Source organism: Phormidium sp. FACHB-592 (genome assembly GCF_014695795.1).
GTDB lineage: Bacteria > Cyanobacteriota > Cyanobacteriia > Leptolyngbyales > Leptolyngbyaceae > Stenomitos.
Genome location: NZ_JACJOZ010000106.1, coordinates 1 through 18130, shown reverse-complemented (window position 1 = coordinate 18130; position 18130 = coordinate 1). Strand labels below are relative to the sequence as shown.

Sequence of the window (18130 nt, the reverse complement as noted above, 5' to 3'; positions counted from 1 at the left end):
AAGCGGGATAAGCGATCGCCAGCAAAAAAGCAGCCTGTCGTTAACAAGCTGCTCTAAAGAATCCTAAAGGGACAGATCTAGCGTAGTTGGACTACATCATGCCCATGCCGCCCATGCCACCCATACCGCCCATGCCACCCATACCGCCCATGCCACCCATGTCAGGAGCACCGCCGCCGCCAGCACCTTTTGGTTCAGGCTTTTCGACGACCAGTGCTTCGGTAGTGAGTACCATGCCTGCGATCGAGGCTGCATCTTGAATGGCAGAGCGTACGACCTTAGCAGGATCAACGATTCCCGCTGCAATCAGGTCTTCATAGACATCGGTGAGAGCGTTATAGCCAGTGTTGAAGTCAGAATGACGGACTTTTTCGACGACAACGGTGCCTTCAACACCAGCATTGTCTGCAATTTGACGCAGAGGAGCTTCTAGTGCCTTGATGACAATATCGGCTCCGATTTGTTCTTCAGCGCTCAAGCTGTTTCTAAACTCAGCCAGTTTGGGGATGAGGTGGATCAGCGTGGTGCCACCACCAGGAACGATACCTTCTTCAACGGCTGCTTTAGTCGCGTTGAGGGCATCTTCAATGCGGAGCTTGCGGTTTTTAAGCTCCGTCTCAGTTGCGGCACCGACTTTGATGACCGCTACGCCACCTGCTAACTTAGCAATGCGTTCTTGCAGTTTTTCTTTGTCGTATTCAGAATCGCTGCGATCGAGTTCCTTGCGGATTTGCTCAACGCGCTGGTCGATGTCCTTTTTGTTTTCTTCCCCAGAGACGATCGTGGTGGAGTCTTTGGTGATGGTGATTTTCTGTGCTTTACCCAGCATTTCGAGGGTGACAGTATCAAGGCTGAGTCCGATTTCTTCGGAGACAACTTGCCCACCCGTCAGAACGGCAATGTCTTGCAGCAGCGCTTTACGACGTTCGCCAAAGCCAGGTGCCTTAATTGCGGTCGCGTTGAGCACGCCACGCAGACGGTTAACCACAAGGGTTGCTAGTGCTTCGCCTTCTACATCTTCGGCAATGATCAGCAGGGGTTGCCCTGATCGCGCGATTTTCTCCAGCACTGGAATCAAATCCTGGATGGAGCTAATTTTTTTGTCGGCGATCAGAATAAGGGGATTGTCCAGTTCGGCAATCATCCGTTCGCCATCAGTGACAAAGTATGGGGAAATGTAGCCGCGATCGATCTGCATCCCTTCTACCAAGTCCAACTCAGTGCTGAGGGATTTGGATTCTTCGACGGTGATCACGCCATCTTTGCCAACTTTATCCATCGCTTCAGCAATCATGGAGCCGACTTCTTCATCGTTACCCGATGAAACGGTAGCAACTTGGGCGATCGCGTTTCCTTCCACAGGCTTAGCGACTGCCTGAATTTCTTCCACCAGTTTGATCACGGCTTTCTCAATGCCGCGTCGTAGGGCAACTGGGTTGGTGCCAGCGGCGACATTTTTCATGCCTTCGCGAATCATGGCTTGGGCGAGCACGGTAGCAGTGGTAGTGCCATCGCCTGCCAGATCCTTCGTTTTAGACGCAACTTCACGGATGAGAGCAGCGCCTGTATTTTCCAGCGGATCTTCTAGCTCGATTTCTCTAGCGATCGTCACACCGTCGTTCACAATCTGGGGTGCGCCATACTTCTTTTCCAAAAGGACGTTTCGACCTTTGGGACCCAGGGTCACGCGAACGGCATCTGCCAGCGCATTCACGCCTCGCTCTAATGCCTGCCGCGATTCGTCATTGAAGACAACAATTTTTGCCATAACTACTCGCTCAGTTCTCCACATTGACTTTAGCACTCTCTGCGATCGAGTGCTAAGGAATCAGGAATTCCGTTGCGAGTTAGATTTTTGAGTCAAGCGGTGGTGTTTACTGAGGCGCGATCAACCGCATGGACTTGCTTCTGCTGGGTCAACTGGCTGGTATATTGCTCACCCCATGTCCGCATCAACAGCAAAATTGGCTCCAGGCTACGACCAAATTCAGTGAGTGAATACTCAACTTTTGGCGGCACCTCAGCATAAACAGTCCGCAAGACTACGCCATCCTGCTCTAGTTCTCGCAGTTGCAGCGTCAACATACGCTGAGTGCAGCCATCAATCAGCCGATGGAGTTCATTAAAACGCTTTGTGCCTTCTAAAAGGTGAAAAAGAATCACACCTTTCCAGCGTCCGCCAATGACATCCAGAGTAGCTTCTACCGCACATCCGTAGCGGCAAACGTTCTGTCGTTTTCGCATAGCAGTTCTCAGACAGGATACTTTTTGATAGTACTCTACAAAAATGTGCGTACTTGGCAAAATGTGGGCAAGCCTCCAAAATTAAGGTGTTCGGAGGACTAAGGGGCGGAAGGGGCAGGGAAAGCAAGAGGGGCAGAGGGAGCAGGGGAGGCAGAGGAGCAATCAAATCCCTCTCCACTCAAAATGCAAAGCATAAAACTTAAATCGTCTCTTGCTCCTCCCGCTTCCCCTGCTTTCCCCCTCCCTCATCCTTATTAGGAGATTTCTATGCAAGCGTATGAATTACGTAATGATCAGCCGGGATTAGAGGCACTAACTCTAGTAGAGCGACCTGATCCGCAGCCGCAAGTAGGGCAAGTTTTAGTGAAAATGCACGCTGCCTCATTGAACTATCGGGATTTACTGGTGACAAAGGGAGCGTACGGTTCCCAAGCGGTACAGCCGATCGTGCCGCTTTCGGATGGTGCAGGTGAAGTTGTTGCCGTTGGGTCGGGCGTGACCCGTGTACAGATTGGCGATCGCGTAGCAGGAGCCTTTATGCAAACGTTTCTGGCAGGCGAACTGACCCCAGAAAAAGTAAAATCCGCGCTGGGTGGGGCGATCGATGGCGTGCTGGCAGAATACGTGGTGTTTAGTGAGCAAGGCATCGTTAAAATTCCCGCTCATCTTTCCTATGAGGAAGCCGCAACGTTACCGTGCGCGGCGGTTACTGCCTGGAATGCACTAGTAGCTGAAGGGCAACTAAAAGCGGGCGACACCGTTTTACTGCAAGGCACGGGCGGGGTCTCACTCTTTGCACTGCAATTTGCCAGGATGATGGGGGCAACGGTCATCATTACCAGTAGCAGCGATGACAAACTGGAGCGGGCAAAGCAATTGGGAGCCGCTGTTGGCATTAATTACAAAACGACACCCAACTGGGAGGAAGCGGTCTGGGCACTGACAGACCACAGAGGCGTTGATCATGTGATTGAGGTGGGTGGCTCAAACACCTTGTCTCAGTCGTTGAGAGCCGTTCGCTATGGGGGCAGAATTGCCTTAATTGGCGTGCTAACGGGCACGGCTGGAGACGTTAAAACCAGCGCTATTCTGCATAAACACGTGCGCGTTCAAGGCATCTATGTTGGCTCCCGCGATTTGTTTGAGACAATGAACCGGGCGATCGCTTTGCACAAAATGCAACCCGTTATCGATCGGACGTTTCCCTTCTCTGCTGCGAAGGAAGCCATGCGCTACCTAGAAAGCGGGGCACACTTTGGCAAAGTCGTGATCACCATTTGAGCAATTTTTTAGCTTTCAGCCGTCAGCGGTCAGCGTTTAGCTTTTAGCCTTCATCCTTTAGCCTTCCTCTTTACTTCTGCCCTCTGCCTCATGCCCTCAGCCTTCTTCTGCCCTCTGCCCCCTAAGCCATCACCATCCCACCATCAACATTCATCACCTGTCCTGTGATGTAGGCAGCAGCAGGGTCAGCCGCCAGGAAGCGAATCAGCCCCGCCACTTCTTCAGGCTTGCCGTAGCGTCCTAACGGAATAAATTGCAAGATAGCATCTGCCTTAACGTCAGCCGTCATATCTGTTGTGATAAAGCCAGGAGCGACTGCATTCACCGTGATGCCACGGGTTGCCAGTTCTTTCGCCACCGTTTTGGTGAAGCCAATGACACCTGCTTTAGCAGCGCTATAGTTTGCCTGACCAGGATTGCCCATTTGCCCTGCAACAGAGGTGATGTTGACGATGCGACCCGATCGCTGCTTCAGCATAATTTTGCTTACGGCGCGGGTACACAAAAAGACACCTGTTAGGTTGAGGTCAATGACTGCCTGCCAGTCCTCTGGTTTCATCCGTAGCAGCAGCGTATCGCGGGTGATGCCAGCATTGTTGACCAACACATCCACCTGCCCCCACTTCTCCATGACAGCGTTGATTAACCCATCCACCTGATCGGCTTTAGACACATCTGCGGGAAGGGCGATTGCGCTACTGCCCAAAGCCTCAACCTCTGCCACCACCTGATCGGCAGCCTCCCGAGAACTGGCATAGTTAACCACAACCGTTGCCCCTTCTGCCGCCAACGCCAGAGCCGTAGCACGACCAATGCCGCGTGAGGCTCCGGTGACGATCGCCACTTTTCCCTGTAGTCGTTGCTGGCTAGTTGGCAGTGCTTCCATAGTCATTTCTCCAAATATCGCTCAATGATCATAGAGGAAAGGGGGAGTGGGGAGTAGGCTTCGACGTAAGGGCTTAGCCGAGCAGGATTAAACAAGGAGGGCAGACGAGGCAGAGGGCAAAGGGCAGAGGGGGCAGGGGAAACAAAAGAAGGGGGAGCGAGCCGACGGGATGAGGGGCGATCGGTGGTAGCAGGACTAGGATAGAAGAGTGGCACTTGGAGAATTTGAATAATGGCAGTAAACAAGCAGTTTGATAGCTTTGAAGAGTTGCTTTCTGGCTCAGAATTGCCCGTTTTGGTAGATTTTTATGCAACGTGGTGCGGTCCTTGTCAAATGATGGCAGGCATTTTAGAGCAGGTAAATGCTCAAATGAAGCATCAGGTAAAGGTCATCAAGATTGATACAGAAAAGTACCCTCAATTAGCATCAGAGCACCAAATTCATGCGCTACCAACGTTGGTGCTGTTTAAGCAGGGGCAACCTGTAGAGCGCATTGAAGGCGTAGTGCCTGCGGAGCAGTTAATTCAACGGTTGAAAGCGCTGGTGTAGGAAGTGAAGGTAAGGCGTAAGGGGTGGGAAAGGTTTTGAGTTCTGCCTTGCCCTGCATTACCAGTGAATGAAGCGATGCACGGCTTATGTAGCTTTAGCAGCAGTTCAGTAGCTCAGCTTCGTCTTCCGCCTCTGCTTCCCTAACCTCTCTCTTGTTGCTAACCGCCACCCATGCCCCAAAGCCATTATCTATATGGCTTTCTTATAGCTGCGGGTGTCTGGAATTAGCAAAAAAGTCTCAAAAGCCACATATCTTAAAGGTTTCGCCGATCCAGAGCGAATGGATCGCTTTAGAATAAGGCATTAAAAGTTCGAGTGCGTCGGTGTTTCAGCCGTTTTATGGAAATTCAAGCAGAATCTTTAATTGCTGGATTTCGCTCGAAACCCCGATAAACACTGCGTTATGCCCTAAAAAACTAAGGAGAACCTATGAATAAGGGAGAGTTGGTGGATGCTGTGGCAGATAAAGCCAGCGTGACGAAAAAGCAGGCTGATGCGGTGCTAACGGCTGCTTTGGAAGCGATCGTCGAAGCCGTGAGCGAGGGTGACAAAGTAACGCTCGTTGGCTTTGGTTCCTTTGAGCCACGGGAGCGCAAAGCCCGCGAGGGACGTAACCCCAAAACGGGTGACAAGATGGATATTCCTGCGACGAAGGTGCCAGCATTTTCAGCCGGAAAGCTGTTTAGGGAGAAGGTTGCTCCTGAAAAGCAATAACGATTCGGCGATCGCGCCTTTGCCTGACCGTCCGCAGCATGGGGGAAATTTAGTGTGGGCAGCATCGCTTGCTCACTGTTCCCCCTCTGCCATTCTTGATTTTTCTGCCAGTATTAATCCGCTAGGTCCCCCAAAGTCTGCGATCGCTGCCATTCAAGCACACTTGGGCGACCTGAAGGCGTACCCTGACCCTCAATATAGTGCGTTGCGATCAGCGCTCGGTGCGTTCCATCACATGCCACCAGAGTATATTCTTCCTGGTAATGGTGCGGCTGAACTGTTGACCTGGGCGTGTCGTGATCTAGCGGCGTTGGACGCTACTTGCCTGTTCACGCCTGCCTTTAGTGACTATCAGCGAGCGCTTAAAGCCTTCAACGCTCGCGTCTTGGCACGTCCGTTAGCATCTCAGGACGATCGCCATTGGAATTTTGAACAGGCTTTGCCGCTCGAAGCCGGTAAGCAGCGATTGAATGGTCAAGCGCTTGGGCTATTGCTTAACAATCCGCATAATCCAACGGGTAGCCTTTTAACAAAGCACCGCTTGCAGCCGCATTTGCATGATTACGCGCTGGTGGTAGTGGATGAAGCGTTTATGGACTTCTTGCCACCAGACGAGCAGCAGAGCGTGATTGACCTGGTTTTGGAGCAACCAAATTTAGTGGTGCTGCGATCGCTCACCAAGTTCTACAGCCTGCCAGGGCTGCGGTTGGGCTACGCGATCGCCCATCCCGATCGACTCAAGCGTTGGCAAGAGTGGCGCGATCCCTGGTCTGTGAATGCATTGGCAGCAGCAGCAGGCGCAGTGATGGTGCAAGACACTGCGTTTCAGCAGCAGACGTGGGAGTGGCTGGCGGCAGCAAAGCCTCGGTTGTTTCACGGTTTAGCTAGCTTGCCGGGGTTACAGCCGTCTCCTGGTGCAGCGAATTTTTTGCTGGTCGAGTCGGATCGATCGGTCGTGCAACTGCAAATGGAACTTTTGAAGCGACACCAGATCCTAATTCGGGATTGTTTGAGTTTTCCATCACTGGGCGATCGCTATTTCCGTGTTGCCATTCGCACTGAGACTGAAAACCAGCGGTTAATAGACGGCTTAAGTTGCATCCTCTGAAAGGGAAAGTAGGGTTAGTGTTAAGTTGTGTGCCTTCATGGTTTCAACTTCTGCCCCCTTTCTTCTCTCCCTTTATGCCTGTTGATTACGATCTGGTTGTTATTGGTAGTAGTGCGGCTGGCATTCAGGCAGCGATCGCGGCGGCTCAGCTCAAAGCCCGTGTAGTGCTGGTGGATCAGGGCTGTGCTACTAGCAAGATAAGCGATGCTCATGTGCTGAGTGCTATGGGGCAAACGCTTAAACAGTTGCAGCGAGGGGTACAGCTAGGTCTTGAGACGACAGAGGCAGCGCTTCCGTCTGAGGCAACGGTGTGGACGCAAGCAAAACGCTGGTCGGTTGCGGCAAAGGCTGCCAGCGTTGAACCGCAGTCTCCTGCGGTCCTCTCTGCCATGGGAATCGAGGTGATTGCTGGCTTTGGTGAGTTTCATCGCAAACCCCAACTCGGCTTGCTGGTTAATGGTCGATCGCTGCGATCGCGTGCTTACCTTTTGGCGATCGATTCTCTTCGTGTCAGCATCCGAACAGAGCCAACAGGGGTTGGAACAGTGCTACCGCCGCTTGCAGCGATTGATGGACTGACCACCGTTGGCTACTTGACGGCTGATGTGGTTTTACAAAAACTGCCTTCACTGGCATCTCGTCAACTCGTCATCATTGGCAGGGACGCGATCGGCGTTGAATTGGCGCAAAGCCTGGTGCGGCTTGGACGATCGGTCATGCTCATTGTGCCGGATGCCCAATTGCTCCCGCACGAAGATGCCGAAGCCGCCTTTTTGATTCAGGCGCAGCTAGAAGCAGAAGGCGTAGAGGTTTTAACGGGAACGAGTGTGAGCCAGGTACGAGAAATTGACGGTAAAAAATGGGTACAGGCAGGCAATCGGGCGATCGAAACTGACGAGATCATCCTGGCTATGACACCACCGTTTGATCAGACCAGCCTCAATCTGCCAGCCGCAAACGTCAAACAGTCATCCTCAGGCATTCTGGTCAATGCGAAACTACAGACCACCAATCCTCGCATCTACGCCTGCCGGGGACAGATTGCTGGCTATGACACCCCACATATTGCGATCGCTGATGCCAAAGTCGCCCTCAAAAATGCGCTGTTTTTACCGATCGCCAAAGTCACCGATCGCCCTATTCTCAGCGTTGTTGCCACCCACCCACCTTTAGCACGAGTGGGACAAACCGAAACCGCTGCCGTTCAACGCTATGGCAATGACGTAACCATCCTCTGCCAACCCTTCAAAATGCTGGCTAAAGCCCAACTTCAAGATGAAACAACCGGCTTTTGCAAACTGCTGGTGCATCGCAACGGCGAGCTTCTGGGCGCACACATCGTTGGTTCGCAAGCGGAAGAACTAATTAGCACGATCGCCCTTGCCATGCAGCAAAAACTCAAAATTCAGGCGATCGCCGCTCTCGTGTTACCGTCATCGTCCCTCGCTACCATCCTTCAGCAAACTGCCGCCGAATGGCAGCACCTTCGATTGCAGAGAAGCACTAAATTGCAGGATTTTCTGGAAGGTTTCTTTAACTGGCGGCGATCGGTAAACTGAGGCGTAGTTGTTAGTGGTTGGTTGTTTGTTTTTAGAAGGAGTCAGAAAACAAAAGCCAGGAGTCAGAAACCACAAGTCAGAAGATGAAAGTAAAAGCTGACCGCTGACTGCTGACCGCTATCATACCCTTGCCAGCGTCACCTTCTCCGGTTGATCTTGATACTTGCCGCGTCGAGTTTCGTAGCTTACAGCGCAGGGTGCTCCTTCCAAAAAGAGCAATTGAACAACACCTTCGCCCGCATAAATGCGGCAATCAGCGCTAGACGAGTTGGAAAATTCCAGCGTTAAATAACCGCGCCAACCAGCCTCGGCAGGCGTTAAATTCGCAATAATGCCGCAACGAGCATAGGTACTCTTACCAATGCAAACCACCGTCACGTTTTCAGGCACTTCTAGCTTTTCTAGCGCGACCCCTAAGCCGTAAGAATGGGCAGGCAAAATAAAGTGATGTCCGTCCTCACCTGCATGGAGTTGGGCGGGTTCTAGATTGGCAGGGTTAAAGTTTTTGGGGTCAACCACTGTGCCAGGGATGTGCTTAAAAATCCGAAACTCAGAGGGTGAAAGTCTCAGGTCGTAACCGTAACTGCTCAACCCGTAGGAAATAACTGGCAAGCCATCGACTTTTCTAACTAATTGTGGCTCAAAGGGACTAATCATGCCCTGTTCAGCCATTTGTGTAATCCAAGTGTCGTTTTTAATCATGACTGGTTAGGTTGGATGGCTTTGAGTGATGACTATCTTTGTAAAGCTGATAGCTGAACGCTAAAAGCTAAGGCTGATGGCTACGGCGGAGTTCGGTGATTTGATCCGCTACGTCAAGGAGCGATCGCGGCATTTCTGGTCCCGTCAGGATAATATCTACGTGACGCGGACGCTGTTGCAGGAGTGATAGCACCTCTGTATCAGCAATCAGCCCAAAATTGACTGCCAAACTCAGTTCATCCAGCACTACCAGTTCGTATTTACCTTCCAGGACGATCGCCTGCGTATACTCCCACAGCTCCAACAGCGATCGCGTTTCCTCTTCATCCAATTGTGGCGTATCAATGCAGCGCGGCAAATTGCAGCGAATCCAGTCCAGGTTTTGACCCAATTGCACCGGATGCTCGTAGCCTTGACCAATGCCACCCTTGAGAAACTGCACGACCAATACGGGTGTGCCCTGTCCAGCAATCCGCAACGCCTGCGCCATCACGTTGGTAAAAAAGCTGCGATGCGAACACGTAAAAACCTGTACCAGCCCTTCAACCCGATGAGTGAGTTGATGACCGACATCGATCGAGGGGGTTTCGATCTGTGAAACCATAAGCCATATCCAGGTAACGATTAACTGAGATCAGCGCTAGTCTTAAACTTTTTGAAGTACTCAGAATCTAGCGTGATTTGTAGGATTTCTCCCACATCAAACACTATATGTAATAGTCCGTCAAGCATAAGGCACTAATCATACGATCGTGCAGTGGTGTCATGAGAAATGGTGCAAAATAGCCTTGAGCCAAGCAGCAGGAGCCGTCAACCATGAAACTCGTCATTTTGGGAGGACCAGGAGCCGGAAAAGGAACGCAAGCAGAGCAACTGTGTCAATCGTTAGGCATCACTGGGATTTCAACTGGCGATATTTTGCGAAGCGCGGTCGCAGCTCAAACGGAACTGGGCAAGCAGGTGCAAACGCAAGTTGAGCAGGGTGAATTGGTCTCCGATAACAGCATGATTGACCTCATTCGACAGCGCTTGTTGCAACCAGATGTGGCGCAAGGCTGGCTGCTCGAAGGCTATCCTCGCACGGCGTTTCAGGCAGAGGAGCTTGATTTTCTGCTCGATACACTTGACCAGCAGTTGGATTTTGCGATTTTACTTCAGGTTCCCGACTCGGTTTTGGTCAGCCGTTCGCTGACAAGAGCCAGAACTGACGATACCTTAGAAGCAATTCAGCGGCGCATCACTCTCTTTCATGAGTGCACTACGCCACTGCTGGAGTACTACGCTATGCGCGATCGCCTACTCAAGGTCGATGGCAATCAGGCGCTCGCTCAGGTACAGCAAGCAATCGTGCAACAGCTCAAGCCGCAGTAAGAACAGCCGTGCCCCTAGCCCCCTAGCTCTAACCCCTGTATCCTGAGCAAGGGGATTTGAGGCAAACGTATGGCTTGGCAGCGTCCAGATGGTCGACGATCGAATCAGTTGCGTCCGGTGAGCTTTGAGCGCAACTTTACGCGCTTTGCAGCGGCATCGGTGTTAGCAAAATGTGGGGATACGCAGGTGCTTTGTAATGTCTCCATCCAGCCGAAAGTGCCCAGATTTTTGGAAGGTAAGGGGCAGGGCTGGCTAACGGCAGAATATCGTATGCTGCCCGGTGCAACGCCAGAGCGCCAGGAACGGGAGCTAATGAAGCTCTCTGGTCGGACGCAGGAGATTCAACGGTTGATTGGGCGCAGTTTGCGATCGACCCTGGATATGTCGCTGCTGGGCGAACGCACGATCGTCGTTGATGCCGATGTGCTGCAAGCGGATGCTGGTACGCGCACCACGTCCATCACGGGCGGCTTTGTGGCGCTGAAGGATGCACTGGATCAACTGGTGGCAAAGGGGGAACTGGTGCGATCGCCCATCATCCATCAAGTGGCTGCGGTTTCTGTGGGATTGATTGATGACCAACCCTTACTCGACCTCAACTATCCCGAAGATGTCGCCGCCGAGCTGGACTGCAATGTAGTCATGAATGAAAAGCTGGAATTGATCGAAATTCAAGGCACTGCCGAAACAGGTAGCTTTAGCCGTGCCCAACTCAACCGCATTTTGGACACTGCTGAAAAGGGCATTCAGGAGTTGCTAGACGCACAGCTTCGCGCGTTTTAGCCTCTAGCAGGCTTGTTGTCGTGACGACTAAAAGGCGATCGCTAAGGTTTAAAGGATGGCAAAGAGAGTTCTAGCTTACTTCCTAGCTTTCCTCGATCAGTCGAACTGACGTTTAGTTTCATGCTCAGCCCCTAGGCTCTAGTGGCGGCAGTTGTCACAGTGCCCACAGCGTAAGCTCAATGCGTCTGACTCAAACCCAAACGCACCAAGCAAAAAGCGCCAACGACAGTCTCGCGTTTTAAGGTACTCGGTCATCTGTTTGGCAGCCTGAGTGTTCGACTGTCCTCTGCGATCAACGTTTCCAGGCTTCATCACGTAATGGAACGGATCAGACCATTCCAGGTGTCCGGTGCTGTTGAGCAGAGAAAGGGCGATCACGCCATCCTTAAATTGTCTGCTAACGCTAGCGACATCTCCTTGAGTTGGCAATTTGTGGCTAAGTGCCTGCGCCGATCGCTGCTGCTTTTGTGCCTGTTCGACAAAAAACTGTCGTCGCTGTTTGTCTTCTGGATCAAGCCAGCCTGTTGTCTCGCTGATGAGCGTCAGAGCTGTAGCAGGTTTTCCGTCCCGTCCGGCTCGTCCGACTTCCTGCACATACTCTGATAGCAGCAGCGGCGAGTGAAAATGCACGACCCAACGGACATTCGGCTTGTCAATCCCCATGCCAAAGGCGCAGGTGCAGATAACGAAGTGCATTGTGCCACCCAACCAGGCTTTTTCAAGCTGCCGTCGCTCATCAGCACTCAGCCCTGCATGATAGGCTGCCGTCTGAAAGCCCTGCTGCGACAGCCACTCTGCCAGAGTTTCACTATCGCGACGAGTGCGGACATACACTAATCCCGCTTGCCCTAGCTGCGCTTGAATAAACTTCAGCATTTGCTGTCGTCGCTGCCTAGGCGTCCAAACCACCTGCACATTGAGGTGCAAATTGGCGCGGTAGGGATTGAGCCGAAAGACTTCTGGCTGCTGGAGTTGCAGCACTCGCTGAATTGTCTGCTGAGCATCAGGATTGGCAGTGGCAGTGAAGGCTGCGATCGCAATCTTTGTCCCCTCTGGCTTACACTTCAGCAACGCTGGACGTACCACACCCAACCGATAATACGCTGGACGGAATGTATCGCCCCACTGGACCAAGCAGTGAGCCTCGTCCAAAATGAGTCCGTTAATTTTGAGATCGGGCTGACATAACCGCTCCCAGACAGCCTCACTCAGCAGCGTTTCAGGCGAAAGGTAGAGCAACCGCAGACTTTGGTTTTCCAATGCCCACAACGTTTGTCGGCGCTGCTGTTTGGACACTTCACTATGCAGCAAGGCGGCAGGCAAACGGCGTTGGCGAAGTTCCTGCACCTGGTTTTCCATCAGCGCCACCAAGGGCGACACGATGATCGTCAATCCCGCTTGCATCAACGCTGGAAGCTGAAAACAGAGGGATTTTCCACCTCCAGTCGGCATAATGATCAGCGCATCCCGTTGCTCCAGCAAGCACTGGACAATTTCTCCCTGAGGCGATCGAAAATCGTCATACCCCCAAATCTGTTTCAGCTTCGCGCGAATGGTTTCACGTACAGACACAGATGGATGATTCATGCTTGATGCTTCCCTGATGACACGCTTCTGTAGAAGTCATTGCTTCAGAATGCCCAACTTCGCCACGCCGATCGAAGCAGCACACAGGTCGATCAATGTGCTTGGGAAAACGGTCAGTGGTAGGTAAATTCTGCTTGTGGCTAGGAGGTGAATCAACAGGGCTTTATACTAGGTTCACTTTAAGCATGAAGACAATTGACACAACGCAGTGTCATAACTGTTTTCGGATGACCAGACTAGACTGCATCATGCAGTTTTTGATCACGGGTAACGCGTGAACATTACGATACGCCCCTTACCTTCTACCATTGCATCAGAGCTATTGTTGTGTCTCTGGCGGCGAGCGCTGCAAAACATAGAGCTTTTTTGAGGTCGAACCGACAGCCTATTTTCAACGTGTGAAAACACAAAAAGGAGCATCAATACTATGGGAAAAGGCAGGTTAGAAGCATTCAGCGATGGAGTCCTTGCTATCATCATCACGATCATGGTGCTGGAAATGAAAGTGCCGCATAAAGCCGATCTGTCAGGGCTACGTCCGCTAATTCCAGTCTTTTTGAGCTATGTTCTCAGTTATGTCTATATCGGCATCTACTGGAACAATCACCACCACCTATTCCAGGCAGTTCACTCCGTAAAGGGCAGTGTTCTCTGGGCGAATTTGCATTTGCTCTTCTGGTTGTCACTCTTTCCGTTTATGACTGGTTGGATGGGCGAGAACGCCTTTGCTGCCATCCCTGTTGCAGTCTATGGTGTGGTGCTCATGTTTGCCGCGATCGCTTACTTTATTTTGACCCGCGTCCTCATTGCTAATCACGGCAAGGATTCTACTTTGGGAACGGCTATCAGGGAAGACTTTAAAGGTAAGATTTCGGTCATCCTTTATGCGGTGGCAATTCCACTGGCTTTTGTCAATGCGTGGGTTGCCTGCTTAATCTACACTGTGATCGCAATCTTTTGGCTCATCCCTGATCGTCGCATTGAAAAAACTCTCATTCAGTAAGGCGATCGCTCCATTGCGTCAGGTATTAACGACCGTCGAATATTGAGAATGACGAGCCTGATACGCCAATTTCGCTAGTGGGTGAATCAGTTGCAGTAAGCGCCTGCCGCTCATCTATCCGCACATTCCTTTACAATATGTGAAGCAATCTAAGCGAGAAGACAGAATGCGAGTTGCGATCGTGGGCGCGGGGCTAGCAGGTTTGGCAGCAGCCGTTGAGTTAGCCGATGCCGGACATGAAGTAGAAATCTTTGAGTCTCGTCCGTTTGTGGGTGGCAAGGTGGGCAGTTGGGTTGATGCAGACGGCAACCATTTAGAAATGGGTCTGCACGTCTTTTTTGGCTGCTACTACAACCTGTTTGACCTAATGAAAAAGGTGGGAGCCTTTGAGAGTTTGCTGCTCAAGGAACACACCCATACCTTCATCAACCGCGGTGGACAAACCGGGATGCTGGATTTTCGCTTCATCACCGGTGCGCCCTTTAATGGCTTGAAGGCATTCTTCACGACCTCCCAACTTTCGGTGCAGGATAAGGTGCAGAACGCGATCGCCCTTGGCACCAGCCCCATTGTGCGCGGCTTGGTAGACTTTGACGGTGCCATGAAAAGCATTCGCAACCTGGATGGTATCAGCTTTGCCGACTGGTTTCGCAAGCAAGGTGGCTCGAACGGTAGCCTGAAGCGGATGTGGAACCCGATCGCCTATGCCCTCGGTTTCATTGACACTGAAAATATCTCTGCCCGCTGTATGCTCACCATCTTTCAGTTCTTTGCTGCTAAGACAGAAGCCTCAGTGCTGCGAATGTTAGAAGGCTCGCCCCACGAGTATCTGCACAAGCCGATCGTGGACTACCTGGAAGCCCGCGGCACCAAGATCCATACTCGCCGCCGTATTCGTCAGGTTCTCTTTGAAGGCGAAGGCGATCAAACCCATGTCACAGGCTTAGTCGTTACCAAAGATGACACTGAAGAGACGATCGCGGCTGATGCCTACCTCGCCGCCTGCGATATCCCCGGTATTCAACGACTTTTGCCTAGCGAATGGCGTACCTGGAAAGAGTTCGACAATATCTACAAGCTGGATGCGGTTCCTGTGGCGACCGTGCAGCTTCGCTTTGATGGCTGGGTGACAGAGCTGCATGACTCCGCGCAACGCAAACAACTGGATCACGCTACTGGCATTGATAACCTGCTCTATACGCCTGATGCTGACTTTTCCTGCTTTGCTGATATGGCGCTGACAAGCCCCAGCAACTACTACCGCGAAGGGGAAGGTTCTCTACTGCAACTGGTGCTGACTCCAGGCGATCCATTTATCAAACAGAGCAATGAGGCGATCGCGCAACACGTCCTTAAACAAGTCCACGACCTTTTCCCTTCCTCCCGCGACCTCAAGATGACCTGGTACAGTGTTGTTAAACTTGCCCAATCCCTCTATCGCGAGGCTCCCGGCATGGATCCGTATCGTCCTGCACAAAAAACGCCGATCGCCAACTTCTTCCTTGCGGGCAGTTACACCCAACAAGATTATATCGATAGCATGGAAGGAGCGACCATCTCTGGTAGACAGGCCGCACAAGCGATTCTGGAACCAACAGGGCACAAGGTTCAAGGCATGGGATTGTTTAACTACTAGGGAAGAGACAGAAAGGCTAAACGCTAAAGGCTGAAAGTATTGCCAGTAGTCAAATCAACTCAAAACTCAAAACTCATAACTTTTCCCTCATGTCCAACTGGCTCGAACACAGCGTCCAAGTAGAAGTTGATGCCCCGATCGAAGTTGTCTGGGGTCTTTGGTCTGACCTGGAGCAAATGCCCCGCTGGATGAAGTGGATTGATTCTGTCAAAGTCCTTGAAGACCAGCCTGAACTGTCGCGCTGGAAATTGGCAACGGGAGGTTTGGAGTTTACCTGGCTCTCTCGCATTGCGAAGGTGGTGCAGAATCAAATTATTCAATGGGAATCAGTCGATGGGTTGCCCAACCGGGGTGCGATTCGCTTTTACGATCGCGGTGACAAAGGCAGCATCGTCAAAATGTCCGTCGGCTACGCGATTCCTGGCTTTCTCGGTCAACTCCTCGATAATCTCTTCATTGGGCGAGTGGTGGAATCAACGCTGCACGCAGATTTAGAGCGGTTTCGGCAATATGCGCTCCAAGCAAAAGCAAATCTGTAAGTTTTAGGCTGACACTCCAATGAGCTAGCCATATGAACTGAAGCGGTATGGCTTTGCTGACGTGCTTAGTCGAAGCAAAGGATGAAAGCATTAGTGTCTTGCCCTAAGCGTTAGAACAGTACAAGTCTTCTCGGCAGCGTTCTGAGCCGTGAGCCAAAGGGTTGGCTCACGCCATGACACCTATCTTTTTGCTCACGAAGCCTATAGCAGCTAGCCCAAAACGATAGACTGAAGTTTCTCAGTTGACAACACTTTTTTAAGTCGATCGCCAGGTTTAACCTAACGGAGTACGCTCAAGCTTGACGGCTCAATGCTAACTGCCATGCAATTTGCTAACCGCCTTAACTCGCTACAGTCCAATGTGTTTGCCGATATGGATCAGGCAAAAGCTAGAGCTAGAGCAGCAGGGCAGACTTTGATTGACCTTTCCTTAGGATCGTCTGACTTGCCTGCTGATGCGTCTGTGCTGGATGCGATCGCTCGTTCCCTACCTGACCCAGAGACGCACGGCTATCTCCTGTTCCACGGCACATGGGCGTTTCGGCAAGCGGCAGCTACCTGGTACACCCAGAAGTTTGGCGTTGCCGTTGATCCAGAAACAGAAGTTTTGTCGCTGATCGGTTCTCAAGAAGGCACTGCACATTTGCCTTTGGCGATTCTCAATCCCGGCGATTTTGCGTTACTGCAAGATCCTGGCTACCCGTCTCATGCAGGCGGCGTTTATTTAGCAGGTGGGCAGATCTATCCCATGCCACTGCATGCCGATCACGGCTTTCTACCTGCGTTTGAGGATATCCCTGCCCCTGTGCTGGCGCAAGCACGCCTGATGGTATTAAGCTATCCTCATAATCCCACGACCGCGATCGCGCCCTTGTCTTTCTTTCAGTCTGCGGTCGCCTTTTGTCAGCAGCATAATTTAGTGCTGGTACATGACTTTCCGTATGCAGATTTCGTGTTTGACGGGGTTCAGCCACCCTCTATACTGCAAGCCGATCCTGATAAGACGGTTTCGATCGAGTTTTTTACCATGTCCAAGTCCTACAACATGGGCGGATTTCGGGTGGGGTATGCGATCGGCAATGCGGCTCTTATTCGGGCGCTGCGACAGGTCAAGACGGTGGTTGACTTTAACCAGTATCGAGGGATCTTAAATGGGGCGATCGCTGCCTTAACGGGATCACAAGCGAACGTTGAGGCAAGTGTCAAAATCTTTCGTCAGCGTCGTGATGCATTTGTAGACGCACTGCATCAGATTGGTTGGGAGGTACCCTCACCAGCTGCCACAATGTACGTTTGGGCAAAACTACCGGAACCCTGGGCAACGCAATCCGTCCATTTTTGTACCCAGCTAGTCAAAGCGACGGGTGTAGCCGTCTCGCCTGGTGCTGGCTTTGGTAAGTCTGGTGAAGGGTACGTGCGATTTGCTCTGGTTCACGAACCCGCCATTTTAGAGACAGCCGTGGCTAGAATCGCTGACTTCTTGCATTCCCACTGATAAGGCAGCGATTCCTTATAGAGCAAGGTACAGGTGAGTAGGGAAGCTGGCATCAGCAAGTGCCGCAGTAAGTAAAAACCGCTATAACGCTGGCTTTCAACCTGTTTGTCTTCATCTAAACTTCATTAGATTGAACCGTGACTTTACCAATTCAAGCGCATCCGGGTTTATACTTGAAAATGTAGAAAGTAATTCAGGCGAACGGTAAACCTACTGAGAAGACAGGACTTGATAAGATGCCCTGTCAGTAGCTATGGCTCGCGGAAATGTTTTCACAATCTATCATGAGAGGCTAAGGGGGCAGTTTTGCCCCTTTTTTTTGGCTGTATGGCTTCACTCATAGCAGTCGAAGAGAAAGTAAGGACAGACATAAACTTGAAACTTCCTCTAAGCAAGGGCTTCTATTTAGCCTTCATCTTTTTGCTATGCCTTTGCTTCACCAGACGCAATAAGCTTGTTGCTTGACTGCTAGCTCCTTACAGCTTTGTACTGTCGCTCATACTTCCTAAGCAAATAGAAGCTTTAAGTAGGAGGGTTAAATTAAGAAACTGTTTGTAAATGTATGTGAAGTAGAAGACAACTACGGTCACAAAGGCGCGATACCAGAAGAGTGACATCTACATGGCTTGAGGATATGAGTCAGCCTTACTACGACAGTGACCTGACCGATGAG

At 51.5% G+C, this 18130-nt stretch carries 18 protein-coding genes; 11 read left to right on the top strand and 7 right to left on the bottom strand.

Annotated elements, in window-relative coordinates; genetic code table 11:
• Positions 1-91: 91 nt before the first annotated feature.
• Together groL and H6F86_RS29580 are read right to left on the bottom strand one after the other, a co-directional pair.
• Complete coding sequence (gene groL / locus H6F86_RS29585) at positions 92-1768, bottom strand: chaperonin GroEL (protein WP_190454667.1); 1677 nt, start codon at positions 1766-1768, stop codon at positions 92-94.
• Positions 1769-1860: 92 nt separating this feature from the next.
• Positions 1861-2244: a helix-turn-helix domain-containing protein gene (locus tag H6F86_RS29580; RefSeq protein WP_190454664.1), complete on the bottom strand. Its 384-nt coding sequence runs from the start codon at positions 2242-2244 to the stop codon at positions 1861-1863.
• A 267-nt stretch (positions 2245-2511) separates the two neighbouring features.
• Here H6F86_RS29580 and H6F86_RS29575 point away from each other — a divergent pair, with 267 nt between their 5' ends.
• Complete coding sequence (locus H6F86_RS29575; protein ID WP_190454661.1) at positions 2512-3525, top strand: NAD(P)-dependent alcohol dehydrogenase; 1014 nt, start codon at positions 2512-2514, stop codon at positions 3523-3525.
• Between the two features lie 121 nt (positions 3526-3646).
• Here H6F86_RS29575 and fabG read toward each other — a convergent pair whose 3' ends face one another.
• Positions 3647-4411 carry a 3-oxoacyl-[acyl-carrier-protein] reductase gene (gene fabG, locus H6F86_RS29570; RefSeq protein WP_190454658.1) on the bottom strand — a complete coding sequence of 255 codons (765 nt, stop codon included), beginning with the start codon at positions 4409-4411 and terminating at the stop codon, positions 3647-3649.
• A 2-nt stretch (positions 4412-4413) separates the two neighbouring features.
• Positions 4414-4656 carry a hypothetical protein gene (locus tag H6F86_RS29565; RefSeq protein ID WP_190454655.1) on the bottom strand — a complete coding sequence of 81 codons (243 nt, stop codon included), beginning with the start codon at positions 4654-4656 and terminating at the stop codon, positions 4414-4416.
• Here H6F86_RS29565 and trxA point away from each other — a divergent pair.
• The 4 genes from trxA (at position 4643) to H6F86_RS29545 (ending at position 8341) form a co-directional block, all read left to right on the top strand.
• The gene (trxA, locus tag H6F86_RS29560) at positions 4643-4960 is read left to right on the top strand and encodes a thioredoxin (protein ID WP_190454652.1); all 318 of its coding nucleotides are present in this window, start codon (positions 4643-4645) and stop codon (positions 4958-4960) included. The two genes, H6F86_RS29565 and trxA, sit on opposite strands and share 14 nt — an antisense overlap.
• 429 nt (positions 4961-5389) lie before the next feature.
• A complete protein-coding gene (locus H6F86_RS29555) occupies positions 5390-5674 on the top strand; it encodes an HU family DNA-binding protein (protein WP_190454649.1) in 285 nt (94 codons plus the stop codon).
• On the top strand, positions 5655-6782 hold the full coding sequence (cobD, locus tag H6F86_RS29550) for a threonine-phosphate decarboxylase CobD (RefSeq protein ID WP_242033763.1): 1128 nt from the start codon (positions 5655-5657) through the stop codon (positions 6780-6782). Before H6F86_RS29555 ends, cobD begins: the two co-directional genes overlap by 20 nt.
• A gap of 74 nt (positions 6783-6856) precedes the next feature.
• On the top strand, positions 6857-8341 hold the full coding sequence (locus H6F86_RS29545; RefSeq protein ID WP_190454647.1) for an FAD-dependent oxidoreductase: 1485 nt from the start codon (positions 6857-6859) through the stop codon (positions 8339-8341).
• A 120-nt stretch (positions 8342-8461) separates the two neighbouring features.
• Here H6F86_RS29545 and dcd read toward each other — a convergent pair whose 3' ends face one another.
• Complete coding sequence (gene dcd / locus H6F86_RS29540) at positions 8462-9043, bottom strand: dCTP deaminase (protein WP_190454644.1); 582 nt, start codon at positions 9041-9043, stop codon at positions 8462-8464.
• Positions 9044-9110: 67 nt separating this feature from the next.
• On the bottom strand, positions 9111-9647 hold the full coding sequence (locus H6F86_RS29535; protein ID WP_190454641.1) for a P-loop NTPase family protein: 537 nt from the start codon (positions 9645-9647) through the stop codon (positions 9111-9113).
• 212 nt (positions 9648-9859) lie between these two features.
• On the opposite strand from H6F86_RS29535, the gene H6F86_RS29530 reads away from it, so the two are divergent.
• A complete protein-coding gene (locus H6F86_RS29530; protein WP_190454636.1) occupies positions 9860-10414 on the top strand; it encodes an adenylate kinase in 555 nt (184 codons plus the stop codon).
• 69 nt (positions 10415-10483) lie between these two features.
• Entirely contained in the window at positions 10484-11197 is a 714-nt protein-coding gene (rph, locus tag H6F86_RS29525; RefSeq protein ID WP_190454634.1) for a ribonuclease PH, read from the top strand.
• 138 nt (positions 11198-11335) lie between these two features.
• Here rph and H6F86_RS29520 read toward each other — a convergent pair whose 3' ends face one another.
• Entirely contained in the window at positions 11336-12784 is a 1449-nt protein-coding gene (locus tag H6F86_RS29520; protein WP_190454631.1) for an ATP-dependent DNA helicase RecQ, read from the bottom strand.
• Between the two features lie 427 nt (positions 12785-13211).
• Here H6F86_RS29520 and H6F86_RS29515 point away from each other — a divergent pair, with 427 nt between their 5' ends.
• The 4 genes from H6F86_RS29515 (at position 13212) to H6F86_RS29500 (ending at position 17457) form a co-directional block, all read left to right on the top strand.
• The gene (locus tag H6F86_RS29515; protein WP_190454628.1) at positions 13212-13787 is read left to right on the top strand and encodes a TMEM175 family protein; all 576 of its coding nucleotides are present in this window, start codon (positions 13212-13214) and stop codon (positions 13785-13787) included.
• Between the two features lie 166 nt (positions 13788-13953).
• Positions 13954-15423, top strand: a complete 1470-nt coding sequence (zds, locus tag H6F86_RS29510; RefSeq protein WP_190455336.1) for a 9,9'-di-cis-zeta-carotene desaturase — start codon at positions 13954-13956, stop codon at positions 15421-15423.
• A gap of 89 nt (positions 15424-15512) precedes the next feature.
• Positions 15513-15962: an SRPBCC family protein gene (locus tag H6F86_RS29505; protein WP_190454625.1), complete on the top strand. Its 450-nt coding sequence runs from the start codon at positions 15513-15515 to the stop codon at positions 15960-15962.
• 322 nt (positions 15963-16284) lie between these two features.
• Entirely contained in the window at positions 16285-17457 is a 1173-nt protein-coding gene (locus H6F86_RS29500; RefSeq protein ID WP_190454622.1) for an LL-diaminopimelate aminotransferase, read from the top strand.
• The last annotated feature ends 673 nt before the right edge of the window (positions 17458-18130 follow it).